At 70.7% G+C, this 22,622-nt stretch carries 19 protein-coding genes, 10 tRNA genes and 1 pseudogene; 21 read left to right on the forward strand and 9 right to left on the reverse strand.

Annotation, left to right across the window (positions count from 1 at the left end):
• The first annotated feature begins 60 nt into the window (after positions 1–60).
• Positions 61–396, forward strand: a complete 336-nt coding sequence (locus tag VLK66_RS28390) for a hypothetical protein (protein WP_325312901.1) — start codon at positions 61–63, stop codon at positions 394–396.
• Between the two features lie 90 nt (positions 397–486).
• Here VLK66_RS28390 and VLK66_RS28395 read toward each other — a convergent pair whose 3' ends face one another.
• Together VLK66_RS28395 and VLK66_RS28400 are read right to left on the reverse strand one after the other, a co-directional pair.
• Complete coding sequence (locus tag VLK66_RS28395) at positions 487–903, reverse strand: type II toxin-antitoxin system VapC family toxin (RefSeq protein ID WP_325312902.1); 417 nt, start codon at positions 901–903, stop codon at positions 487–489.
• A gap of 3 nt (positions 904–906) precedes the next feature.
• Entirely contained in the window at positions 907–1,185 is a 279-nt protein-coding gene (locus VLK66_RS28400) for a type II toxin-antitoxin system Phd/YefM family antitoxin (RefSeq protein WP_325312903.1), read from the reverse strand.
• A gap of 188 nt (positions 1,186–1,373) precedes the next feature.
• Between VLK66_RS28400 and VLK66_RS28405 the strand changes: the two genes are divergently transcribed.
• Positions 1,374–2,060 carry a hypothetical protein gene (locus VLK66_RS28405; RefSeq protein ID WP_325312904.1) on the forward strand — a complete coding sequence of 229 codons (687 nt, stop codon included), beginning with the start codon at positions 1,374–1,376 and terminating at the stop codon, positions 2,058–2,060.
• Positions 2,061–2,067: 7 nt separating this feature from the next.
• Here the strand turns inward: VLK66_RS28405 and VLK66_RS28410 are convergent, their stop codons facing one another.
• The 5 genes from VLK66_RS28410 to meaB form a co-directional block, all read right to left on the reverse strand.
• Positions 2,068–3,555 carry an acyl-CoA synthetase gene (locus VLK66_RS28410; protein ID WP_349260562.1) on the reverse strand — a complete coding sequence of 496 codons (1,488 nt, stop codon included), beginning with the start codon at positions 3,553–3,555 and terminating at the stop codon, positions 2,068–2,070.
• A gap of 239 nt (positions 3,556–3,794) precedes the next feature.
• A complete protein-coding gene (locus VLK66_RS28415) occupies positions 3,795–4,352 on the reverse strand; it encodes a Uma2 family endonuclease (RefSeq protein WP_325312906.1) in 558 nt (185 codons plus the stop codon).
• Between the two features lie 53 nt (positions 4,353–4,405).
• Positions 4,406–4,978: a Uma2 family endonuclease gene (locus VLK66_RS28420; protein ID WP_325312907.1), complete on the reverse strand. Its 573-nt coding sequence runs from the start codon at positions 4,976–4,978 to the stop codon at positions 4,406–4,408.
• Between the two features lie 11 nt (positions 4,979–4,989).
• On the reverse strand, positions 4,990–6,726 hold the full coding sequence (locus VLK66_RS28425; protein WP_325312908.1) for a methylmalonyl-CoA mutase family protein: 1,737 nt from the start codon (positions 6,724–6,726) through the stop codon (positions 4,990–4,992).
• A 20-nt stretch (positions 6,727–6,746) separates the two neighbouring features.
• Complete coding sequence (gene meaB, locus VLK66_RS28430) at positions 6,747–7,814, reverse strand: methylmalonyl Co-A mutase-associated GTPase MeaB (RefSeq protein ID WP_325312909.1); 1,068 nt, start codon at positions 7,812–7,814, stop codon at positions 6,747–6,749.
• A 454-nt stretch (positions 7,815–8,268) separates the two neighbouring features.
• Between meaB and VLK66_RS28435 the strand changes: the two genes are divergently transcribed.
• The 4 genes from VLK66_RS28435 to VLK66_RS28450 all read left to right on the forward strand — a co-directional run bounded on the left by VLK66_RS28435 (position 8,269) and on the right by VLK66_RS28450 (position 14,489).
• On the forward strand, positions 8,269–9,534 hold the full coding sequence (locus tag VLK66_RS28435) for an Ig-like domain-containing protein (RefSeq protein WP_325312910.1): 1,266 nt from the start codon (positions 8,269–8,271) through the stop codon (positions 9,532–9,534).
• Between the two features lie 357 nt (positions 9,535–9,891).
• Complete coding sequence (locus VLK66_RS28440) at positions 9,892–11,889, forward strand: Ig-like domain-containing protein (RefSeq protein WP_325312911.1); 1,998 nt, start codon at positions 9,892–9,894, stop codon at positions 11,887–11,889.
• A 53-nt stretch (positions 11,890–11,942) separates the two neighbouring features.
• On the forward strand, positions 11,943–13,088 hold the full coding sequence (locus tag VLK66_RS28445; protein ID WP_325312912.1) for a hypothetical protein: 1,146 nt from the start codon (positions 11,943–11,945) through the stop codon (positions 13,086–13,088).
• A gap of 51 nt (positions 13,089–13,139) precedes the next feature.
• On the forward strand, positions 13,140–14,489 hold the full coding sequence (locus VLK66_RS28450) for a hypothetical protein (RefSeq protein WP_325312913.1): 1,350 nt from the start codon (positions 13,140–13,142) through the stop codon (positions 14,487–14,489).
• Between the two features lie 130 nt (positions 14,490–14,619).
• Here VLK66_RS28450 and VLK66_RS28455 read toward each other — a convergent pair whose 3' ends face one another.
• Positions 14,620–16,389 carry a DUF885 domain-containing protein gene (locus tag VLK66_RS28455; protein ID WP_325312914.1) on the reverse strand — a complete coding sequence of 590 codons (1,770 nt, stop codon included), beginning with the start codon at positions 16,387–16,389 and terminating at the stop codon, positions 14,620–14,622.
• Positions 16,390–16,683: 294 nt separating this feature from the next.
• On the opposite strand from VLK66_RS28455, the gene VLK66_RS28460 reads away from it, so the two are divergent.
• From VLK66_RS28460 to VLK66_RS28525, 14 genes are all read left to right on the forward strand, one after another.
• Positions 16,684–16,908, forward strand: a complete 225-nt coding sequence (locus VLK66_RS28460; protein WP_325312915.1) for a hypothetical protein — start codon at positions 16,684–16,686, stop codon at positions 16,906–16,908.
• A 345-nt stretch (positions 16,909–17,253) separates the two neighbouring features.
• A complete protein-coding gene (locus VLK66_RS28465) occupies positions 17,254–17,520 on the forward strand; it encodes a hypothetical protein (RefSeq protein ID WP_325312916.1) in 267 nt (88 codons plus the stop codon).
• A gap of 334 nt (positions 17,521–17,854) precedes the next feature.
• Positions 17,855–17,926 (forward strand) — tRNA-Trp (locus VLK66_RS28470).
• 12 nt (positions 17,927–17,938) lie between these two features.
• Positions 17,939–18,010: transfer RNA gene (locus VLK66_RS28475), tRNA-Asp, on the forward strand.
• Positions 18,011–18,019: 9 nt separating this feature from the next.
• A tRNA-Gly gene (locus VLK66_RS28480) sits at positions 18,020–18,092 on the forward strand.
• A gap of 8 nt (positions 18,093–18,100) precedes the next feature.
• Positions 18,101–18,173 (forward strand) — tRNA-Gln (locus VLK66_RS28485).
• An 8-nt stretch (positions 18,174–18,181) separates the two neighbouring features.
• A tRNA-Ile gene (locus VLK66_RS28490) sits at positions 18,182–18,254 on the forward strand.
• Positions 18,255–18,510: 256 nt separating this feature from the next.
• Positions 18,511–18,581: transfer RNA gene (locus VLK66_RS28495), tRNA-Ala, on the forward strand.
• Positions 18,582–18,693: 112 nt separating this feature from the next.
• On the forward strand, positions 18,694–19,212 hold the full coding sequence (locus tag VLK66_RS28500) for an HNH endonuclease (protein WP_325312917.1): 519 nt from the start codon (positions 18,694–18,696) through the stop codon (positions 19,210–19,212).
• A gap of 139 nt (positions 19,213–19,351) precedes the next feature.
• Positions 19,352–19,425 (forward strand) — tRNA-Arg (locus tag VLK66_RS28505).
• 4 nt (positions 19,426–19,429) lie between these two features.
• A tRNA-Pro gene (locus VLK66_RS28510) sits at positions 19,430–19,502 on the forward strand.
• A gap of 19 nt (positions 19,503–19,521) precedes the next feature.
• A tRNA-Pro gene (locus VLK66_RS28515) sits at positions 19,522–19,596 on the forward strand.
• Between the two features lie 17 nt (positions 19,597–19,613).
• A tRNA-Ser gene (locus VLK66_RS28520) sits at positions 19,614–19,700 on the forward strand.
• Between the two features lie 549 nt (positions 19,701–20,249).
• A complete protein-coding gene (locus tag VLK66_RS28525) occupies positions 20,250–22,085 on the forward strand; it encodes a methyl-accepting chemotaxis protein (RefSeq protein ID WP_325312918.1) in 1,836 nt (611 codons plus the stop codon).
• Between the two features lie 27 nt (positions 22,086–22,112).
• Here the strand turns inward: VLK66_RS28525 and VLK66_RS28530 are convergent.
• Positions 22,113–22,271 (reverse strand): annotated as a pseudogene (locus VLK66_RS28530) (transposase); the annotation flags it as partial.
• Between the two features lie 132 nt (positions 22,272–22,403).
• Here VLK66_RS28530 and VLK66_RS28710 point away from each other — a divergent pair.
• Positions 22,404–22,622 (forward strand): ArsR/SmtB family transcription factor (locus VLK66_RS28710; protein ID WP_349260561.1); only part of this gene is annotated, 219 nt, incomplete at its 3' end.

Below are 22,622 nucleotides of genomic sequence, written 5' to 3' on the forward strand. Positions count from 1 at the left end.
GGCGCCGCGCGTTTAGATTAGGGATGTCTCCCACGACGGATCTTCAACCGCCGCAGCAAGATGAGCTATCGCCGCTTCACCGATTCCGCCGGCCAGCAATGGCGCGTGTGGGAAGTCGTTCCCCACCCCGCGGACCGCCGCAACGGCATCCGCCGCATCAAGGTGATGAAGATCCAGGGCGAGCGGCGCTTCCTGCCCACGCGCCGCGTGGACATGCACCGCTCGCGCCTCTACTTCCCGCCCAGCGAGACGCCCTGGCTGGCCTTCGAGTCCGGCGACGAGCGCCGCCGCCTGCGCCCGGTGCCCGAGCGCTGGTGGCTGGAGAACGACAGCGGCCTGGCCGCGCTCTGCGAGATGGCCGAACCGCAGCGCGCCCGCATCACGGAGCCGGCGTAAGCGGCTGGAGACCAGCGGCTTAAGGAAGGTTATGGTGAGGTTCCGCCCGGAAGGACGGTTCGGCCGGAATGGTGGGTAGGGGGCGTAGGATTACCGGCTCTGCCCCAGGACCGGGTTGATTCGAAGACGAGGGACTCGCTGGAAGTGCCGCAAATTCCCGGTGACCAGTTCCAGATTGTGGTGGATCGCCGTCGCGGCGATCTGCAGGTCGGCATCCTCCAGCCGCGCACCGCTCTGCTCTAGCGCTGCCTGTATCTCACCGAAGACGCGGGCGGTCGCGACATCGTACGGGAGAACGGTGATGCTGGGCAGGATTCGTTGCTCGATGTTGGCGAGGTGGCGGTCGCGCGCCGGAGAGCAAAACGCGCCTTTGAACAGCTCTCCCACGCTGACCGCGCTCAAGAACTGCTCTTCGCGCGGAACGGCGCCGAGCCACGTGAGGTACGCTGGTGCCGGACGCGGCCTGAGCACCTCGGAAACGGCATCGGTATCGAAGAGATACGCCACCGCTCAGTCCAGATTCGGTGTGGCGCGGCGCCCGCCTCGCGGAGAAGCCTCGATGGCGCCCACCAATTCGTCCGAGCCCTCCCAGCCGCCCGCAAGGCTTGCCAGTCCACCCTGAGGGCCCGCCGCTCGCAGTCGCTTCAGATGCTCCAGATCCTCGGGACTGACCAGGGCCGCGACGCTCTTTCCGTGGCGGGTGATGACGATCTGCTCGCCCTTCTCGACGTCGCGGATCCGCTCTGAAAGCGTGGCCTTCGCCTCCGCGACCGACATCGCTATGGTCATAAGTGCTCCTTTCTAGTCCGTATGACTATATTGAGATACTGCCCTCCCAACAACCCACCGGTGCGGCTGCCAGTGCTCGCCGCCGTCTGAGCTGCCCGCAGAGGCCGTCCTTGCCGATCTCCTGCAACCATGGTACACTCCGTTCATCCTGCTGTCTACTTCCTGTCCATCTACAATTCAACCTTCTCATGGCCGAACGCACGCAGTCCCGGGGCGAATGCAGCTACTGCGGCGCGGTGATCGCGCGCGGCGGGGCGCGGCGGCACCTGGACGGGTGCGCGAAGCGGCTCGCGGGGATCGAGCACGCCGAAGCAAGCGGGCGCCCACGCGAGACGCTGCTGCACCTGCGCGTGGCGGACCAGTATTCGAGCAGCTTCTGGCTGGACCTGGAGATGCGGGGCACGGCGTCGCTGCAGACGCTGGACACCTACCTGCGGGCGATCTGGCTGGAGTGCTGCGGCCACCTGAGCCGCTTCTCGACGGGCCAGTGGGGCGACACCGACATCTCCATGCGGCGCAAGGCGGCGGACGTCTTCACGCCCGGAGTCACGTTGACGCACGAGTACGACTTCGGCACCACGTCGTACACGCTGGTGAAGCGGGTGGCCACGCGGGTGGGGGTTCCGCTCACCGCTCGGCCGATGACGCTGATGATGCGGAACCGGGTGCCGGAGGCCGCCTGCGCGAAATGCGGCGAGCCGGCGACGCACCTCTGCATGGGCTGCCTGCATGAGACGGAAGGCCCCGCCACCCTCTGCGCGGCACACGCGAAGAAGCACCGCCACGACGACTGGGACCGCCCCGCCCCGCTGGTGAACTCGCCGCGGCTGGGGGTGTGCGGCTACGACGGTCCCGCGGACGAGCCGTACCCGTGAGCCGCCGTCACGCGAACAACTTCGCCACGTCGGGCTTGGTCACCTTCCCCATCGCGTTGCGCGGAAGCGCGTCTACGGCCACGAGGGCGCGGGGAAGCTTGTAGGGCGCCAGGCGCTCGCGGGCCCACGGCTGCAGCTGGTCCAGCGTCAGCGCGCTTCCGCCGCGCAGCTCCACCGCGGCGCAGACGCGCTCGCCCCACTCCTCGTCCGCCACGCCTACGACCGCGCACTCCGCCACCGCCGGGTGCGTCCGCAGCACCTCCTCGATCTCCAGCGCCGAGACCTTGAAGCCGCCGGTCTTGATGATGTCCACGCTGCGGCGGCCCAGGATGCGGTGGTAGCCGCCCTCCACCACCGCCACGTCGCCGGTGCGGAACCAGCGGCCGTCGCGGAACGCCTCGGCGGTGGCCTGGGGGCGGCGCCAGTACTCCAGGAACACGCCGGGGCCGCGCACCTCGATCTCGCCCGGCGTCCCGGCCTCCACCCCGCCCCCCTCCTCGTCCACCAGCCGCACCTCCACGCCGGGGAGCGGCATCCCCACCGAGCCGGGGCGGCGCTCGCCGTGCAGCGGATTGCTGAGCGCCATCCCGATCTCCGTCATCCCGTAGCGCTCCAGCAGCGTGTGGCCGCTGATCGCGCGCCACCGCTCCAGCGTGCTCACCGGCAGCGCCGCCGAGCCGCTCACCATCAGCCGCATCTCCCGGCACCCCGACGACATCCGCTCGCGGCGCTCCTCCGGCGCCGCCTCCCACGCCGCGATCAGGCGTCCGTAGACCGTCGGCACCGCCATGAAGACCGTCAGCTCGCGCGACTCGATGCGCGCCCAGACGGCGTCCGCGTCGAACTTCGCGTGCACCTCGCACGTCGCCCCGTTCCAGAGCGCGCAGGAGAGCACGTTCACGATGCCGTGCACGTGGTGCAGCGGGAGGACGAGCAGCGTGCGGTCTTCCGCGCGCCAGCCCCACGCCCCGGTCAGCATCTCCAGCTGCGCGCGGAGGTTGGCGTGCGTCCACACGACTCCCTTTGGACGGCCGGTGGTGCCGCTCGTGTACAGCATCATCGCCCTCCTCCCCTCGTCGACCGCGGGGAGGGGGGATGGGGATGCGGCGAGCGCACCGTCCGTCGTCACGAAGCGCGCGCCGTGCGCCTGGGCCAGCGGCCGCAGCGTCTCCGCGACGTGCGGGTGGGCGATGACGATGGACGCATCCGCATCCCCGATCGCGTACTCCAGCTCCGCGGGAGGATGCGAAACGGCGAGCGGCACCGCGATCCCCCCCGCCCGCCAGACGCCCCACTGCACCGCCGCGTACTCGAACGACGGCGGCACGAGGAAGCACACCCGCGCCTCGCCCAGGTCGCCCCCGCCCGCCAGCAGCGCCGACGCCACGCGCGCGGACGCGTCCAGCAGCTCGGCGTACGTGTGCGCGCCGCCCGCGTCCACCACGGCGGTGCGGTCGCCATGCGCTCGCGCGCGAGAGACGAGGGGAAGCTCGATGTCAGGCATGGGCGGCGGAAACGGCGGGGAGACGGGAGATGGATGGACGCGGAGAAGCTAGCAGTGTCCACACGCCCGCGCACCTGCGGAAACGCGGGTACGCGGGATCAGTGAGCCACCGCCAATCCGCCGAGTCCGAGTGCCGCCGACCCCCACACATTTGCTCCAGCCGGCGTCCCAAACGCACGAGAGGCCGGACGCCGTGCAGGCATCCGGCCTCTCGTCATCTCCCACCCGCTTTACAGGAACAGCTCTCGTACGGGCATCCTCCAGCCGGGCACGACGTCGCCGCCATCAACCTCGTCGTTCTCCGTCAGGAGCGTGACCTCGCTGAAGGACCGGTAGACCGTCGCCGTGCGCCGGCGCGGGTTCACGACCACCACCATGCGGCACCCGGCGGCCAGCCACTCCCAGACTTTCTCCTCGAGCGCATCCGCGGAATCGCTGGGCGAGAGGATCTCCAGCGCAAGATCGGGAGGACCGCTGCGATACCCCCGATTGGGCCTCCCCCGGCTCAGCCGTTCGGCCCGGATGAATGCCGCGTCGGGTGCCAGCACCGTGTCCGGGTCAGAGGCGAGCCGGCACCCGAGCTCGCCATAGGTCTTTCCCAGGCGATGCTCGCGGACGTAGTTCCCCAGCTGGCGAAGGAACTCTCCCTGGATCTCCGAATGCTCCTCCCCGGCAGGCGGCATCTCGCGGATCTCTCCTCGGATCAGCTCGCGGCGCACGCCATCGCCGGGCATGCGCAGCAGCTCGTCGGCGGTGACGAGACCGGCTTCTGTGACGGCTTGCGCCATCGGACCCTCCTCACCTCGAAAGAACACGAACGGTCTGGAGATCCCCGGCCCGGTCAGGTCTGCGGAAACACGTCGCGGAGCGGAAGCGTCCAGCCGGGCACCACGTCGCCACCCTCGAGCGAGTCGTTCTCCGTCAGCAGGACGATGTCGCTGCGGGACCGGTAGACGGTCGCCGCCCTCCGCCGGGGATCGACCACCATGACCATCCGGCAACCGGCATCCAGATACTCGGCAACCTTCTCGTCCACCTCGCTGAACAGATCGCTCGGTGAGACGACTTCAATTGCCAAATCGGGAGCTCCAGGCCAGAACTCCTCGATATCACCAACCGGATCGGCTCGCTCACGGCTCACGAATCCAACGTCCGGAGCGCGCACCGTATCGGGATTTGAGGCGAGCAGGAAGCCGGTGTCAGCGTTGTACACCTCGCCCAGCCCCTGCTCGCGGACATACGCCTCAAGACGGGATAGAATCCTCGCCCCGATGCGCCCGTGACGGCTACCGGCCGGGCTCATCTCCCGCACCTCGCCGCGGACCAGCTCGCGCCGCACGCCGTCGTCGGGCATGCGCAGGAGCTCGTCGGCGGTGACGAGGTGGAGACCGGCTGCGGCGACGGCTTGCGACATGGCTGCATACCTCAGAAGAACACGGGCTCCTGGTAGGCGCCGAAGACCTCTTCCATGGCCGCGCGGATCTCGTACAGCGTGGCGTAGGCGCGCACGGCGTCCAGCAGCGGCTCCACCACGTTCTCGCCGGCGCGGCAGGCGTCCTTCAGCCGCGCGAGCGTCGCATCCACCTGGCCCTGGTCGCGCCGGGCGCGCATGGCGGCCATCCGCTCGCGCTGCCGGTCCTCGCTCTCCTGCGTGACCTTCAGCAGCGGGATCGACAGCTCCTCGCCCTCCACGGTGAACTCGTTCACGCCCACGATGGTCCGCTCGCCGCCCTCGATCTCCAGCTGCTGCCGCATGGCGCTGCGGGCGATCTCGCGCTGGAAGTAGCCCATCTCGATCCCCGGCACCACGCCGCCCAGCCTGTCCACGTCGGCGAAGATGCGCTCGGCCTCGGCCTCCATGCGGTCGGTGAGCGCCTCGACGTAGTAGCTGCCGGCCAGCGGGTCGATGGTGTTGGGCACGCCGGTCTCGTACGCCAGCACCTGCTGCGTGCGCAGCGCGATCTGCACCGCCTTCTCGGTGGGCAGCGCCAGCGTCTCGTCCATCGAGTTGGTGTGGAGCGACTGCGTGCCCCCCAGCACCGCCGCGAGCGCCTGGTAGGCCACGCGCACGATGTTGTTCTCCGGCTGCTGCGCGGTGAGCGTGACCCCCGCGGTCTGCGCGTGCGTGCGCAGGCGCCAGCTCTCGGGGTTGGTGGAGCCGTAGCGGTCGCGCAGGTGGCGCGCCCAGATGCGGCGGGCGGCGCGGAACTTGGCGATCTCCTCGAAGAAGTCGTTGTGCACGTCCCAGAAGAACGACAGCCGCGGCGCGAAGTCGTCCACGTCCAGCCCGCGCTCGATCCCCCGCTCCACGTACTCGAAGCCGTTGCGCAGCGTGTACGCCAGCTCCTGCACCGCCGTGGCCCCCGCCTCGCGGATGTGGTAGCCGGAGATGGAGATGGGGTTGTACTTGGGCGCGTTGCGGCTGCACCACTGGAACATGTCGATGATCAGCCGCAGCGCTGGCTCGGGCGGATACACCCACGCGTGCTGCGCTTGGTACTCCTTCAGGATGTCGTTCTGCACCGTGCCGCGCAGCCGGTCGGGCGTGACGCCCTGCTTCTCGGCGGCCACCACGTAGAAGGCGAAGAGGATGATGGCCGGACCGTTGATGGTCATCGACACGCTGACCTGGTCCAGCGGGATGCCGCTGAACAGCGTTTCCATGTCGTCGAGCGACGAGATGGCCACGCCGCACTTCCCCACCTCGCCCAGCGAGCGGGGATGGTCGCTGTCGTACCCCATCAGCGTGGGGAAGTCGAACGCCACCGAAAGCCCGGTCTGCCCGCGCTCCAGCAGGAAGTGGTAGCGCGCGTTCGTCTCCTCGCTCGTCCCGAAGCCGGCGAACTGGCGCATGGTCCACAGCCGCGTGCGGTACATGGTGCCGTACGGCCCGCGGGTGAACGGGAACTCGCCGGGGAAGCCGATGGCCGCGTTGTAGTACGCGGCCTCTTCGGGCGCGGGCTGCGGCCGGTCGAGCGGCGTGTACAGCGGCTCCACGGCCACGCCGGAGATGGAGGTGAAGTTGGCGTCGCGCGCCGGGGTGCGCTCGGCGGCGCCCTCCCAGGCGGCCAGCGACGACTTCAGCGTCTCCAGCTCCCGCTCCTTCTGGCGAATGCGCTCCAGCAGCTCCGCCGGCGCCGCGCCGCTCTCGACCACGCTCATGGTTGCGATCTTTCGTCAGGCTATCGTTGTGTGATCCCCAGCTCCGCCACGATCCGCTCCGCCACCTCGTACGGCGACTGCCCGCCGCCCTCCAGCTCCGGGAGCGCCTGGGCCAGGATCTCCTCGCCCCGCCCCGACTTCCAGGCCAGCCGCTGCAACCGCCGCTCCACCACGGCGCGCACCCGCTCCTCCAGCCGCGCGCGCCGCCGGCGCGACATCTCGCCCGAGTCCTGCAAGTACACCCGGTGGCGGTCCAGCGTTCGCGCCAGCTCCTCGACGCCCTCGCCGCTCTGCCCCACGGTCTTGATGACGGGGATGGCCCACGCACCCGATTCGGCCGCCGCCTGCCGCGCGCTCTCGCGGGCGTGGCGGCCCACCGTCTTCAGGCTCACGCCGTGGTGGCCGGCGGACTGCGGCATGTCGCCCAGACGCATGTGCAGCATCAGCTCCAGCTCGTTGGCCAGCTTGTCGGCGCCGGGGCGGTCGCTCTTGTTCACCACGAACACGTCGGCGATCTCCATCAACCCCGCCTTCATGGCCTGGATCGAATCGCCCGATTCGGGGACGAGGACGACCACGCAGGTGTCGGCCGTCCCCGCGATCTCCAGCTCGCTCTGGCCCACGCCCACCGTCTCCATCACCACCCGCTCGAAGCCGTACGCGTCCAGCAGGTCGGCGACCTCTTTCGTCGTGGTCGCCAATCCGCCCAGCGCGCCCCGCGTGGCCATCGAGCGGATGAAGACACCGGGGTCGGTGGAGATGTTGGTCATGCGGATGCGGTCGCCCAGCAGCGCGCCCCCGGTGAAGGGCGACGACGGATCGACGGCGACGATGCCGACCTTCTCCTCCGCCTTGCGATACTCCATCGCCAGCCTGGAGGTGAGGGTCGATTTCCCCGCGCCCGGCGGCCCGGTGATGCCGATGCGGTGGGCGCGCAGCATCTCGCCGTGCAGTTCGGAGAGCAGCGCCTCGAAGCCGGGGCGCCCGTTTTCCACCATGCTGATGGCGCGGGCCAGCGCCGTGCGCTGGCCCGCGCGGAAGCGGCCGAGCAGATCCTGCTCCCGCGACGTTTCCGTGCTCGAAGTCATCCGCCAAAAGTGCCGCGCGCGCGGGAGGTTCGTCAAGCGCGCGAACGCTCGTACGAAACGAAGTGCGAGAGTGCGGGAGTGCGGATCGCACGAGATTGCCCGAGTGCTGGAGGATGGGATCTCGCCGATCACCCCGAACTGCTGGTGGACCACGTGTGCCGCGGCGGGAAACGTTTGGCTGAGTGGTGGTCGATTCGATGGATGACTCCGCAAGGTGTACCAGTTTGTCGTGAGCTGCTACTGGGGCGGTGACGCGGCGGCGAGCGGGGGAGTCATCCCGGCGTCGGACGCTGGTGAACACGCGGATGAAGCAGGGCCGGCGGTCCGTTTCGGCCGCTTCGCCGCCCGGGCTTCCGGCGCCACTTCTGGCCGATCATCTTACGGTGGCGGGACCACACTTCGCGTTCCCCTGCACCATCACCCCTCCTCGAGCATACTCCGGATGCGAAGCACCATGCGGCTCCTGTCTTCGATCTGCGCCGTCGTCAGCATCGCGGCCGCCGCGGCTTGCGACGGGGGCACCAGCAGCCAGCCCCCCGTCGCCACCACCATCGCGGCCGTGGGGAGCACGAGCCTGGCCCCGGCGCTCGGCACGGCCACCACGCTGGGCGTGCGCGTAACCGACGCGCAGGGGCGGCCGGTGCCCGGCGCCGCCGTCGCCTGGACCGTCAGCGGGGGCGGAACGCTCTCCGGCGCAGCGGGCACCACCGACGCCGGAGGCGTGGCGCAGGCCACGCTGACCATGGGAACCGACCTGGCGGCGCCGGCCACGGTGGACGCGTCCGCCTCGCCGGGAACCGTGCACTTCACGCTCACGGGAACGGTGCCCGCGGACGCCGTGGTGGAGCCGTTGGCGGGGAACGGCGCGACGGTGGCGGCGGGCGCGGCGGTGCAGCTCACCGCCCGCGTGCGCACGGCCGGGGGCGCTGGCCTGGCGCACGTGCCCGTCTCGTTCACCGGGTCGTGCTGCGCCTTCTCGGCAGCCACGGTGCTGACGGCGGCGGACGGCACCGCCTCGACCACGTGGACGACCACCGTGTCCGGCGCGCAGACCGCGCGGGCCACCACGCCGGCGACCGCGGACGACGCGGCGTTCGCCGTCACCGTGGCCCCCGCGGCGTACAACCATTACGAGATGCTGGGCCCGACCCTCACCACCATCCCGGCGGGGCAGAACGTGACGACGCCCTTCCAGCTGAAGGTGCTCGATCCGTACGGCAACGGGGTGCCCGGCGTGACGGTGACGTGGGTGGCCCGCTCGGCCGCCGGCACGGTGTCGCCCACCACGTCGGTGACCGACGCGAACGGCATCGCCAGCACGCAGTGGCAGTTCAACACCGTCGCGGGAACGCAGAACTTCGGCGCGCAGGTCGCGGGGCTGGACCCGACGCAGGACTTCCGCGTGGTCGTGCTCGCCGGGCCCATCGCGTCGCTGGTTTTCCAGCAGTCCTCGCTGACGCTCACGGACCTGTCCAACTCCACGCAGGTGCAGGCCCAGGCGAAGGCGTTCGACGCCTTCGGCAACCTCCTGCCTCCCTCGGCGCCGGTGGCGTGGAGCAGCACCAACCCGGCGGTGTTCACCGTGGCCGAAACGGGAACGGTGGGGGTGAGCAGGTACTACTTCGCCAACCTCCACGCCGCGGGGGCGGGCTCCGCGAAGCTCCGCATCCAGGCGCAGAACGGCACCTTCGCCGAGATCCCGGTCACGGTGACGCCGTAGTAGGGCGTCTCCCCGACCCGTCGCATCCCGGCCTACCGGCGGCATCCGGCCGTGCGGTGAGGGGGAGCGGAGCCGCGAGCGGTGCCGGACGATGGGGGTGGCCGCGGGCCCGGGGGAGACATCCTCCGGGCCCGCGGGCGTTCGCATCCGGCGCGATCTGGTTGCCGACACATTCTCCCGCCGCGTCCCCCCCGCGCGGAGACGCGGGGGGATGGAAGGACGGCATCTGCAAACGCTTGGCACGACGACCGGCTTGTGACGGATTTCACCTCCAATACGTCTACCGGGTGCGGTACTGAAAGGTTAATATCCGTAGACGCCGCTCCCCGGTCGCCGCCGCTTCCTGGAGACCCGCCCATGCCGATCCCCCCCGTCTTCCGCCGCATCTTCCCCGCCCTGCTCCTGTTCGCGGCGGCCTGCAGCGACACCACGCAGCCCGCCCCGACTCCCGGGGCCGGCACGCCCGCCCGCGTCGCCGTGGTCGCGGGCGACGCGCAGCTCGGCACGCCGGGAAACCCGCTGGCCGCGCCGCTGACGGTGCTGGTGGCCGATTCGGCGGGGCGCCCGGTGCAGGGGGTGTCGGTGGTGTGGACGGTGGAGGAGGATGCCGGAACGCTGAGCGTGGACTCGGTGCGCAGCGGCGCCGACGGCCGCGCGAGCGCCACCTGGACGCTGGGCCCCTACATCGGCGAGTGGACCGCGACGGCCACGGTGGGCGGGCTCGCCCCGGCGGTCTTCCACGGCACGGCCGGCGGGCCCATCCACGTGCGCATCCTCACCCCGGCCGCGGGGGTGACGCTGGACGACGTGCCGCTCGAGGTGGAGGTGCCGCACGAGAGCGACGTGAAGGACGTGTGGGTGGTCACGCCCGACTACACCGCCGAGCTTCAGCTGGCGGGAGATTCGGCCACGCGCCTGCGCTGGAAAGCCCTCCTTTCGTTCATCCACGCGGCGGGGCCGCGGCGGCTGCGGGTGTTCGCCCGCGACGTACGGGGAAACACGGCCATGGCCGCGGTCACGGTGGTGCACGACGCGCCCATGCAGATCAACGTCCTGCAGCCGGCGACCCCCGTGCTGGCCGGCGAGGTCCAGGTCCGGGCCACCTGCTTCGACGACAACCCGGGCGGCTGCCGCTCGCTCGAGGCGTTCGTCCGCGTGGGCGGCGTGGAAACACGCATCGCGCAGGGGGTCGACTCCGTCTCCACCACCTACTCGGTGGCCGGGGTGACGGAGCCGTCGCTGCAGTTCGTCTTCCGCGCCAGCAACGGGTTCGGCGCCACGGCGGCGGTGGAGCGGAGCTTCTCCGTTGTGCACCACTCGTGGGTGCTGGTGGTCTCCGTCGACGGCGCCCTCATCGACGCGTCGCCGGACTGGGCGATCTACGTGACGGACCCGCCGTACTACGACTTCCTGCGGCTGCTGAACGTGCGCACCGGCCATAACCAGCCGCTCGCGGCCGAAAGCAACATCGGCGCGGAGATGCCGGGATCGGTGACCGAGGCGGGCGCCATCGTGGACTTCGGGCCGCACATCATCGCCGAGAAGCCGGAAGGCGTGCAGGAGTGGGGCGGCAGCGGCATCCACGAGACGGGAGGGCAATCGCCGCTGGGCCGCGGCCGCTGGGCCGCGTTCATCGGGGGGTTCTCGAGGTCGTGCGTGGTGGTCCGCGACGACGTGCGGAACAGGACGGTGGCCGAGACGCCCGATTCGCTGGTGGCGGAGGGATACGACCTGGCCGAGGACGGGACGGTGGCGCTGTCCGCTTCCGTCCGCACCGGCTACTGCATCAGCCCCCACCCGCAGCTGTTCGTCTGGCGGGGAGGCGCGCCGGAGCGGCTGACGTCCGACACCACGACCGCGGTGCGCGGCCCGGTGACGGACGGAACGTCGTTCCTGTTCCTGCGCGAGGTGCGGGCCGGGGCGGGAGCAGCCCACCGCCTGATGTACCTGGGCGCGGCCGGCGAGCAGGTCCTCACCCCGGACCTTCCCGCCACCACCAGCGCGAGCTTCGGCACCCGCCCCGCCATCTTCCCCCGGACGGACTACCAGCTCCTGAACGGCTGGGCGGCCTTCCAGTTCCCCGACGCGTCGGGCGCGTTCCACACCTTCGTGCGCACGCCCGCGGGCGACGTGCACCCGGTGTGGCCCGGCGCGCCCGCGGGCACCCGGTTCGTTTCCGTGGGGCCGCGGGGCGAGGTGCTGCTCTCCGCGAACGGCACCCTGTACCTCTCGGACTCGCCCCACACCACCGCGACGGACGTCGGCGTCTGGGGCACCATCAAACACGCGAAGTGGATCGACGGCAAGCTGTACCTGGTGAAGGACGGCGGCCTGTACCGCCTCGACCGGCCGTAGCGGCCGCGGCCCGCCGCATCGCCGCGGGCAGACCCGCTTTCATGGAGGACCCGATGCCGATTCGCCCGTCCACACTCGCCGCGCCCGCGCTGGTGCTGCTCGCCGCCGGCTGCCACGAGATCGACCTGCCGGGAAGCGGCGGAGGCGCCCCGCCCGACTCGTCGTGGACGCAGGTCGTCTCCGTTCCCGGGCTGCTGCTGGACGCCTCGCCGCAGTGGGCGCTGTACGTGTCGGACCCACCCTCGTACGACTTCCTGCACCTGCGGAACGTGGGCACCGGCGAGGACCGCACGGTGCGCGCGGAGAGCAACATCGGGCCGGGGATGCCGGCGTGGGTGACGGCGGCGGGCGGGATCGTGGACTACGGGCTGGGCTCGTTTGCAGGCAAGCCGCGGGGCGTGCAGGAGTTCGGCGGGAGCGGCGCCGTGAGCGACCCGGGCTTCGGGCCGCTGGCGCGCGGCCGCTGGGCGGCGTGGCGGGGGCGTCTGGACTTCAGCCCCGCTTTCCAGCTGCACCGCGACGACGTGCTGGGGCCCACGCTGGTGAGCACGCCGGCCGCGCTGGCGGTGGAGTCGTTCGACCTGGCCGACGACGGCACCATCGCCTTCGCGGCCGGCACCTACACCGCCGACGGAAGCTGCGCGTGCGACCACACGCAGCTGTACGTCTGGAGCGGCGGCGCGCCCACGCAGCTCACCACCGACGCCGGCGTCGCCGTGCGCGGGCCGGTGACGGACGGCTCGGCGATCCTCTACCTGCGCGAGACGGGGACGGGCACGAGCGCCACCCACCGCCTGGTGTACCGCGGCGCGGGCGGCGCCGAGGAGCTGCTCACTCCCGATCTGCCGAGCACGGGCGGGCAGCCGGCCATCGCCCCGCGCCGGGACTACCAGCTGCTGAACGGCTGGGCCGCGTTCCAGTACCCGGACGCGTCGGGCGCCTTCCACACCTTCGTGCGCACGCCGTCGGGGGACGTGCACGCCGTCTGGCCTGCCGCGCCCGCGGGCACGCGCTTCGTCTCGCTCGGTCCGCTGGGCCAGGTGCTGCTCTCGGCCGGCGGCACGCTCTACCTCTCCGAGGCGCCACACACCACCGCCGTCTCGCTCGGCACCTGGGGCGACATCGGCCACGTGAAGTGGACCGGCGGAAAGATGTACGTGGTGAAGGAAGGCGGGCTGTACCGGCTCGACCGGCCGTAGAAGCCGCGGACCGCCGCACTGTCGCCGGAAGCCGATTGCATGGAGTCACCGATGCCCATCCGCACCCTTCGCTTCATCCTCCCCGCCCTGCTCCTGTCCCTGGGGGCCTGCGGCGACCCCACGGATGCCGTCACCGGTACGGCCCGCGCCCACGTCCTCGAGCCGAACGGAACGGTGGTCGCCGGGCTCGTGCGGGTTCGCGCCCGCTGCGAGGAGCCGGGAAGCTGCAGGTCGATGAAGGCGTTCGTGCGGATCGGAAGCGCGGAAATCCGGATCGCGGAAGGCACGGACTCGGTTTCGACCACCTGGTCGGCCGCGAAGACCACCGTGCCGCTGAAGTTCGTGTTCCGCGTCACCGACGCCGCGGGCAGGTCCACCTCGGTGGAGACGCAGGAGTTCCGCGTGGTCCCCGGTCCGTGGACGATGGTGGTGTCGATCGCCTATCCCCTGATCGACGCGTCGCCCGACTGGGGGGTGTTCGTGGCGGAGCCCGCCCTCATCGTGTTCGACGTGCACACCGGCAAGGGTGCGTACGGCGTAGCGGAAAGCAACATCCATCCCGGGATTCCGGCCGTGACGACCGCCGCCGGCGCCCTCGTGAACTTCGGCGTTTCCTCCATCAGCGTGAAGCCCAACGGGATCCGGGAGTTCGGGGGGAGCAATGCCGGAAGCCTGGGGGGATCCGGCATGCGCGCCCGTGGCCGCTGGGCGGCATGGGTCGGCTTCGGACCGTCCGGCGGAGGCTACTACTCGCTGCACCGCGACGACGTTCTCGCGCCGTCGCTCGTGAACGCTCCGGGTTGGCTGGCGGTGCAGTCGTTCGACCTGGCCGAGGACGGCACCGTCGCCATCGCGGGTGGGCCCTACGAGGGCGGGCCCTGCTGCGCCGGAGCGCCGCAGCTCTACGTCTGGCGCGGGGGCGACGCCACGCAGCTCACCTTCGACACCGCGGCCGCCGTCCAGGCCCCGGTGACGGACGGTTCCGCGTTCGCCTACGGGCAGCTGGCCGGCGGCAGCCACCGGCTGGTCTACCGCGGCGCGGACGGCGGCGAGGAGGTGCTGACGCCGTGGCGCGCCGGCACCGAACCGCTGATGTACCAGATGATGAGCGGGTGGACGGCGTTCGAGGGCCCCGACGCCGCGGGAACGTGGCGGCCGTTCGTCCGCGCGCCATCGGGCGAGGTGCACGAGGTCTGGCCGGGACACAACGCCAGCCTCGTCTCGCTGGGCCCGGACGGCCAGGTCGTGCTCCTGATGGACGACGCGCTCTACCTCTCCGCTCCCCCACATTCCGCGGCGGTTTCGCTGGGTGCATGGGGAAGCATCACCCGGGTGAAGTGGATCGGCGGGAAGCTCTATATCGTGAAGGAAGGCAGCCTCTTCCGCTTCGACGGACCGTGAGGGCGGAGCCGGGGGAATCCCTCTGTCTCCCCGGGTGATGGAAGTCCGTAAGCGGACCCTGAAGCAGAGCGGGCCCGGAGGATCGCCTCCGGGCCCGCGCTCGTCCATCCCCGCTCCGATCCCGGCCGCGTCAGGGCCGCGCCTTCTCCTGCGCGATCCAGAGGCGGACGTTGTCCTCCAGCACGCCCAGGGGGATGGAGCCGCTGCCGAGCACCACGTCGTGGAAGCGGCGCACGTCGAACCGGGGTCCCAGCTCGCGCTCGGCCTCGGTCCTGAGCTCGCGGATCTTCATCTGCCCGGTCTTGTACGCCAGCGCCTGCCCCGGCCAGGCGATGTAGCGGTCCACCTCGTTGGTGATGTTGGTCATGGTCAGCGCGCTGTTCTCGGCCATGAAGTCGATGGCCTGCTGCCGCGTCCACCCCTGCGCGTGGATGCCGGTGTCCACCACCAGCCGGCAGGCGCGCCACATCTCGTAGCTCAGCCGCCCGAACTCGCTGTACGGGTCGCGGTAGAAGCCCACCTCCTTCCCCAGCGACTCGGCGTACAGCGCCCATCCCTCCACGAACGCCGTCACCCCGCCGTAGCGCCGGAAGTTGGGGATGTTCTCCAGCTCCTGCTGCAGCGCCAGCTGGAGATGGTGGCCGGGAACGGCCTCGTGGCTCGCCAGCGCCTCGATCTCGTACAGCGGGCGGCTGGGAAGGTCGTACACGTTCACCCAGTACGTTCCCGCGCGGGTGCCGTCGCCGCTGGGCTGGCCGTAGTACGCGGTCGTGGTGCGCGGCGCGATGTAGTCGGGGATCGTCCTGATCCCGTAGCTCATCCGCGGCAGCCGGCCGACCAGGCGCGGAAGCTCGCCGTCCATCCGCTTCAGGAAGTAGCTGTTCTTCTCCAGCAGCGCCTCGGGTGTGGCCACGTAGAAGCGCGGGTCGGTGCGCAGCATCCGCACGAAGCCGGCGAAGTCGCCCGTCCACCCGGTGGCGCGCATCACGCTGTCCATCCCTGCGCGGATGCGGGCCACCTCGCGCAGCCCGGTGGCGTGCACCTGCTCGGGCGTGGCCTCGTCCAGCGTGGTGTAGTGGCGGACGAGGTAGGCGTAGTAGGCGCGCCCGTTGGGCAGTTCGCTGGCCCCGAACCCCGCGCGCGCCGCCGGGCGGTACTCGCGCTGGATGAACTGCAGGAAGTCGCGGTATCCGGCCACCACGCCCGTGGTGATCGCCTCGCGCGCGGCGGCCATCAGCGCCGGGCGCTCGGCCTCGGGCACGGTCGCGGGGAACTGCGTGAACGGCTTCCAGAGCAGGCTCTTCGCGGGGTCGTCCACGATCTGCGGCTGGAGGACGCCCTCGATCCCCTCCAGCGACACGCGCGGCAGCACCATCCCCCGCCGCATTCCCTCGCGCATCAGCTCGATGTGCCCCGCCGCGTACTGCCGGAAGGCGCGCAGGCGGGAGATGTAGTTGCGGTAGTCCTCCGCCGTCCGGAGCGGCACCTCGTCGGGGAGCTCGGGAAACCAGGTGTGGAACCCCTCGCGGTTGGTGATGGGGATGAGGTGGTCCAGCAGCCCGGCCGACTCGATGCGGTCCCGCATCTGCCGCTCGAAGATGTCGCGGTTGATCTGCTCGTCGCGCGCCAGCGAGTCGCGCGGGACGGCGCGCACGCGGGCCAGGAACCCGCGCGCCGCCTCGGTCCGCCGCGCCTCCGCGGCGAGCCCCACCTCCGGGAGCCGGTCGTTGAAGCGCCGGTCGCCCATCGACGTGGCGAGGAGGGGATTCTCCCGCAGCCGCAGCTCCCACTCGTCGCTGAAGATGCGGTGCAGCCGCTCGGCCGGCGTCCCCTGCGCGGCCAGCGGCAGCGAGGGAGCGAGCGCCAGCAGCGCGGCCGCGGCAAGGACGTGTCGTCTCATGGAATCGCGGGGAGATCGGGGAAGATGGCTCGTTCGGGAGGATGGCTCAACTTGCCCGCCGCCCCGCGTCCCGCGCAAGCGCCGCGGGACGGATCCCGCGCTCCGGTGAGCGGCTTTTCATACCCCCCTGATGCCTGTCGCCGGGAGCGGGCCGCACGAGCCGCGATCCTGTTCCGGTTGCGCGTGGCGGTGGTGCGCATGGCTCTTGTTTCCTAAGAAAAGGCGGATAGTATGTGGAGCAACGGGCTTGGATGTGCGGCGCCGTAGTGGAAATCTCAACAGGAGGGGTTGGCGATGAACCGTTCCATGCTCAGCAGGGCGACGTTTTCGGCGGTCGTGGTGCTGGCGCTCGGTTTTGGCGTGAGGGAGGCGTTCGCGTCGCCGCCGCCGAAATCGTCGGCTGCGGTGCGCACGCCGTACTGTTATTACAACTGGGAATGCCAGAACTACTGCGACGCCGCCTATGGCCCGGGGACGACGGTGGGGATCTGCGACTCTGGCTGCCACTGTTACCGCTGACTGCGGGAGCATCCATAAGGCCGCCGTTCGTTCGGAGGATGGCTCACTTGCCCATCGCTCCGCGCAAGCGTCGGCGGAACGAATCGCGCGCTCCCGGTGAACGACTTTCATCGCCCCCCTTGACGCCGCGCGGGGAGCTCGATTAGCCTTAGCGCTCGAAACGGGAGTCGCGTCCCAAGCCGTCAGCGCAGCACCGAGCCTCCAAGGGCTGGTCTGCGAGACGGGATCTGCCTCGGAAACGGGGCGATCGGACGCGCCTCCCGTTTTCGTTTTGCCCCAAGCTCCGGCCGGCGACCGACCGCCGGAGCTGAACCGAACGACCGACGAACGAAGGACGATCCTGCGATGACCACTCTCTTCTCCGCCGCCGTCCGTATGCCGCAAGCGGCGTCCGTGATCGTCCCCGCGCCGCTGGCGCACGGGGCCGCGGTGGAGCCGTGCGCGCCGGCCATGCTGCCGGCCGGCACGAAGCAGGGAGTGGACTTCGGTGGGATCATCGCGCCGGCCATTGGCGGACGCCGGGGCGGTTCGGAAGGCGGCGATCGATTCGGCAGCCGGTGGTACCAGCAGGATCAGGCACAGCTCGCGGGAGGAGGTCCGTTGCGGGGGTAGATCCCCGCACCCGGATCTGGCGCTGGAAGGATCGAGCGCCCCGCCTCCCGCACGTGGAGGCGGGGCGCTTTCGCTTTTCGGGCGCTGTAACCCGCGGCACTCCGGCGGCTTCCGGTGAAACGGACGGACCGGCATGAAGCACCAGCGGGCCCACGCGGTCCGGCATGTTTGAAAACTCGGGTCAAGGGTTCTCGTGAACGTTTCGCGAGCGGAGAGGGCGGGCCGGACGGCCGGCGCCCGCACCTACCCCGTGGCACGCGACTCCCGGCGGCGGGGGCGCGGCACGGCCGGAAGGTCCGCTCCTCTCCGCTCGCGGAACGAATGCTCGTAACACGCGGCGATAGCTCAATGGTGGAGCACCGGTCTCCAGAACCGGGGGTTGGGGGTTCGAGTCCCTCTCGCCGTGCTGCGGAACCAGGGTGCCATCGTTCAACGGTCAGGATACCGGATTGTCTCTCCGGAGATCGGGGTTCGATTCCCCGTGGCATCGCTTCATCGTGCGGACATAGCTCAGCTGGCAGAGCGCGACTACGCCATGGTCGAGGCCGCGGGTTCGAATCCCGCTGTCCGCTTCACATCTCCCCGTTCGTCCAGCGGCCCAGGACACCCGGCTTTGACCCGGGAGATCACCGGTTCGAATCCGGTACGGGGTGCTCCACGCAGACACGTAGCTCAGAGGTGAGAGCACCCGGCTGATATCCGGGGGGCCGGAGGTTCGATTCCTCCCGTGTCTACTGCACAAGTGCCAAGTGCCAAGTGCCAAGTGCCAAGTGCTGGAGTCGATGCGATCGAGGCACGGCGGGAGGCGCTTCGCGCCGGGGCCCTCATCCTCCCCAGCCCTCCTTCTCCCGACAGCAGGAGAAGGAGGGAGCATTTCGGCGCCGGAGCGGGCTGCAACTCGATTCCTCAGCACTCAGCACTCAGCACTCAGCACTCAGCACTCAGCACTTGGCACTTGGCACTTGGCACTTGGAACTTGGCACTTTTTCCGGGACCGTAGCTCAACGGAGAGCAGCCGCCTTGCACGCGGCTGGTTGGCGGTTCGAATCCGCCCGGTTCCACTTCTTCCCGATAGGCAGTTCTGCCCGCGCATGGCGGGCCGGCGTCCCCCCGGATTCGGGAGCCGGGCGGACGCGATTTCGATTCCCGGAAAGGTGAGCGAGAGATGCGACCATGAGCATGACGCTGGTCATCAGCCAGGGCTACCTGCCGATCGGCACCGTGACGGTGCAGCGCGCCGTGCAGCTGTACGTGGACGGCAAGGCCGAGATCGAGCGCGCCCACCCCACGCGCCGCTTCCGCTCGATGCGGATGGTGGTTCCCGCGCCGCGCATCGTGCGCCTGCGGGCGAACGTGAAGCTGCCCGGCCGCCTGTTCGGGGCGGCGCCGCTGGGCGGCGGCAACCACAACCTCTTCGACCGCGACGGCCGCCGCTGCCTGTACTGCGGGCGCGGCGAGGCGGAGGTTCGGCGCGCGGGGCACCGGCTGACCCGTGACCACGTCGTGCCCCTGTCGCGCGGCGGCTCCGACGCGTGGCGCAACGTTGCCACCGCCTGCGAGCCGTGCAACAACCTGAAGGCCGACCGCACCCCCGCCGAGGCCGGGATGCCGCTGCTCGCCGAGCCGCGCACCCCCACCGCGTGGGAGCTGGTGCGCGCCCGCCACGGCGAAGTGGCCGAGCTGTTCTGGTAGGGAATAGGGGCCAGGGGACAGGGGATAGGGAACAGCAGGGAGATGAGTTCTCTCGACTCTGTCTCCGCCGCGTGGACGACCTTGGACGGACGCGCGTTCCTTGCCGTCCCTGTCCCCTATCCCCTGTCCCCTATCCGTTGCCCCCGTAGCTCAGCGGACGAGAGCGCCGGATTACGAATCCGGAGGTCCCAGGTTCGAATCCTGGCGGAGGCATTTTCGAGATGTAGCTCAGTTGGCAGAGCGCCCGCTTTGGGAGCGGGAGGCCCGCGGTTCGAGTCCGCGCGTCTCGACTGGATTGCAGGTGAAGGACGGGACGTAGCTCAGCCAGGCCAGAGCGCTCGCTTCGGGTGCGAGAAGCCCGCGGTTCGAATCCGCGCGTCCCGACTGCACGGCAGGATGATGGAGGGTTGGCAGAGCTGGCCGATTGCGCGCGGTTGCTATCCGCGAGGGCGTGACCCGCCCCGGGGGTGCGAATCCCCCACCCTCTTTTCAATCGCGTCAGGAAGATTGCGGCCGAGCGCCGATGCCGAGGAATGAGCGGATCAGCCTCGCGCAGTTTGCGAGGCTTCCCGTGGTTGTTGCTGCGACTTCAGTCGCCGGTGACCGGCTGCGCCCGAATCGTTCCACGAGAGCCCTGCCCCGAGCACGATTTCCCACCCCAACTCCCTCCACCCATCCCTCCCCGCTGTTTCTTGCGGATCAAAAATCGTTGCGCGGTCCACCCCGTTCGCCGGAGTGGACCGCGCGGCGACCCTGCCTTTCCTGACCCTCCGCTGCCGGTTCACAGGTTCGTGATTGGCCGAACTTGCGATGCCGCGCGACCGCGCCTGAACCGCGCAAATCGCGTCGCCGCCCGCACTCCGTCCTCGCTTCGGTGCGCGCTTGCCGAGGTGCGGAAGGGCGCGTAAGTTTATGTCTCCAACTGGATTCAACGGCGGCTCCGCGGCTGGAGCCTTCATCTGCGCGTCCCCACCGCGCCGGCCTGAGGCCGGTCGCGGCGCACGCCCCGCACGCCCCGGTTCCTCCATCACTGCCGAATGACCGACACGCTCACGCCGGCCGCTCCGGTGTCCGCACAGGACGCCGGCCGTTTTCGCGTTCGCCCGCCCCGCGACTGGCCCTTCGCCTGGAAGCTGCGCGCGAGCGTGGCCGTGCTCCTGCTGGTGGCCGCGCTCGGCGTGGCGGCCATGCTCGCCGCGGCGCAGCGCGCCCGCGCCCTCACGCGGACGCTCTCCACCCGCGACATGGCCGGGCTGGGGCTGGTGCTGAACATCGACCGCGACGGCTACCAGGCCCGGCTCGCCCTGGACCAGGCCGCCCACGCCGCCGGCGGCGCCGAGGCGCGGAAGGCGCTCGACTTCTACGCCGAGAACATCGCGCAGACCGGCGACCGGCTGAACCGCTACCGCGCGCTCCCCGGCCTTCCCGCCGACCGCCGCGCCACCGCCGAGCAGGCGATGGCGGCGCGGGAGCGGATGGCCTCGATCGGCGACCGCATCGCCGCCCGGCTGGCGGCCGCGCCGGCGGGCGCCGCGCGCGAGAACGCGGGCGACGACGCCGCGCTCCAGGCCAGCCTGGACACCTTCCGCGTGTACCTGGGCCAGCTGGAAGACGCGCAGCAGGCTTCGGGCGACGCGCTGGACCGCCAGGTGGCCGCATCGGGGACCGCCGCGCTGGCCACCGGCATCGCCTCGCTGCTGGTGCTGGCGGCGGCGGGCGCCCTGCTCAGCCGCGTGCTGCACCGCGGCGTGGCCGGCCCCGTCACCCGCGTGGCCCAGGCCGCGGGGCGCATCGCCGCGGGCGACCTGACCGGCGGCACGCTGGCGGTAGCGGGGCGCGACGAGGTGGGCGAGATGGCGCGCTCCTTCAACCGCATGACCGAGGACCTGCGCGGCGTGATCGCCGAGATCCAGCGCACCGGCACCACGCTGGGCGCGCACAGCGCCGAGATCGCCAGCCTGACCTGGGAGACGCGCACCGGCGTGGAGCACCTGAACGGCGCGGCCTCGCAGATCACCGCCGGCGCCGAGGAGCAGGCCGCCGCGGCGCAGCACGCCTTCTCGCAGACGGGCGAGATCTCCGGCTCGCTGGGGAACATCGCCGCGGGAACGGAGCGGATGGCCGAGAGCATCCGCGGCAGCGTGGCGGCCGCGCGCGGCGGCGGCGAAACGGTGCGCGCCATCGCCCGCGCCACCGGCGACCTGGGGCGCGTGGCGCGCGAGAACACCGAGCAGGTGCGCCGGCTGCAGCGCCACTCCACGCGCATCGAGGAGTTCGTGCGCGCCATCACCGAGGTGGCCGACCAGACCAACCTGCTGGCGCTGAACGCGGCCATCGAGGCGGCCCGCGCGGGCGAGGCGGGGCGCGGCTTCGCGGTCGTCGCCGACGAGGTGCGCAAGCTCTCCGAGAGCGCCTCGGGGGCCGCGTCGCACACCGTCGCCGTCGTCGCGGAGATGCAGCGCGACATCGACGAGACGGTGGTGTCCATCGAGCGCAGCGCGGCCGGCGTGCAGGAGACGGCGGGGCGCGCGGCCGAGGTGGGCGGCGCGCTGGACGCCATCTTCCAGGCGCTGGAAGAGAGCGAGCGCGTGGTGCAGGAGGTGGCCGCCGAGACGCGCGCCATCTCCGGGCGCGTGCACGAGACCACGGGAATGATCGGCGACGTGGCCGCGGTGGCCGAGGAGAACGCCGCCTCGGCCGAGGAGATGGCGGCGCTCGCCGGTCAGCTGGAGGGGACGATGGCGTCGATCGCCACGCTGGCCGGCGGCACGCGCGACACCGGCGCCGCCTCGGCGGACTCGCTGAACGCGCTGGCGGAGCGGCTGGCCACGCTCGTCTCCCGCTTCCGCGTGGCGGGGGCATCGCCGAACTGAAAACAGAAAAATCGGTTCATCGCGGATTCAGTTGCAGTTCGCCTGGGAAGGCACCTTGATCTTGAGGATGAAGCAGTCGTCATCGCGGAAGCCGTACGCCTGCCGCCTGATCACCTTGATCTTGTTGTCGATGCCTTCCAGGCGGCCGGTGTGGATCGGGTAGGAACCGTGGTTTACGATGCCTTCTCGTGTCGTCGCAGGTTGCGGGCAAACTTCGTCAGGTCACGGATGCGCACGCTCTGCCGGCATCGCAGGACGCATCGTTCTTCGCGGCCACCCCTTGCATGCCGCGAACGCTTGCGTTAAATACTGAACCATATGGTTCAGTATGTGACGACCCGACTCGATACTTCGTTCGCCGCGCTCTCGGACGCCACGCGGCGTGGCGTTCTGGAGCAGCTCGGACGAGCCGACGCTTCGATCACGGACCTTGCCGAGAAGTTCCACATGACGCTCACGGGCATGAAGAAGCACGTCGGCGTTCTGGAGCAGGCGGGGCTCGTCACCACGAAGAAGATCGGGCGCGTGCGGACGTGC

Origin of the sequence: Longimicrobium sp. (assembly GCF_035474595.1) — a bacterium.
Taxonomy (GTDB): domain Bacteria; phylum Gemmatimonadota; class Gemmatimonadetes; order Longimicrobiales; family Longimicrobiaceae; genus Longimicrobium.

Coding starts and splice junctions, on each gene's coding strand:
- VLK66_RS28390 (WP_325312901.1), top strand. CDS start 61: ATGAGCTATCGCCGCTTCACCGATTCCGCCGGCCAGCAATGGCGCGTG.
- VLK66_RS28400 (WP_325312903.1), bottom strand. CDS start 1,185: ATGACCATAGCGATGTCGGTCGCGGAGGCGAAGGCCACGCTTTCAGAG.
- VLK66_RS28405 (WP_325312904.1), top strand. CDS start 1,374: ATGGCCGAACGCACGCAGTCCCGGGGCGAATGCAGCTACTGCGGCGCG.
- VLK66_RS28415 (WP_325312906.1), bottom strand. CDS start 4,352: ATGGCGCAAGCCGTCACAGAAGCCGGTCTCGTCACCGCCGACGAGCTG.
- VLK66_RS28420 (WP_325312907.1), bottom strand. CDS start 4,978: ATGTCGCAAGCCGTCGCCGCAGCCGGTCTCCACCTCGTCACCGCCGAC.
- VLK66_RS28425 (WP_325312908.1), bottom strand. CDS start 6,726: ATGAGCGTGGTCGAGAGCGGCGCGGCGCCGGCGGAGCTGCTGGAGCGC.
- meaB (WP_325312909.1), bottom strand. CDS start 7,814: ATGACTTCGAGCACGGAAACGTCGCGGGAGCAGGATCTGCTCGGCCGC.
- VLK66_RS28435 (WP_325312910.1), top strand. CDS start 8,269: ATGCGGCTCCTGTCTTCGATCTGCGCCGTCGTCAGCATCGCGGCCGCC.
- VLK66_RS28440 (WP_325312911.1), top strand. CDS start 9,892: ATGCCGATCCCCCCCGTCTTCCGCCGCATCTTCCCCGCCCTGCTCCTG.
- VLK66_RS28445 (WP_325312912.1), top strand. CDS start 11,943: ATGCCGATTCGCCCGTCCACACTCGCCGCGCCCGCGCTGGTGCTGCTC.
- VLK66_RS28450 (WP_325312913.1), top strand. CDS start 13,140: ATGCCCATCCGCACCCTTCGCTTCATCCTCCCCGCCCTGCTCCTGTCC.
- VLK66_RS28455 (WP_325312914.1), bottom strand. CDS start 16,389: ATGAGACGACACGTCCTTGCCGCGGCCGCGCTGCTGGCGCTCGCTCCC.
- VLK66_RS28460 (WP_325312915.1), top strand. CDS start 16,684: ATGAACCGTTCCATGCTCAGCAGGGCGACGTTTTCGGCGGTCGTGGTG.
- VLK66_RS28465 (WP_325312916.1), top strand. CDS start 17,254: ATGACCACTCTCTTCTCCGCCGCCGTCCGTATGCCGCAAGCGGCGTCC.
- VLK66_RS28500 (WP_325312917.1), top strand. CDS start 18,694: ATGAGCATGACGCTGGTCATCAGCCAGGGCTACCTGCCGATCGGCACC.
- VLK66_RS28525 (WP_325312918.1), top strand. CDS start 20,250: ATGACCGACACGCTCACGCCGGCCGCTCCGGTGTCCGCACAGGACGCC.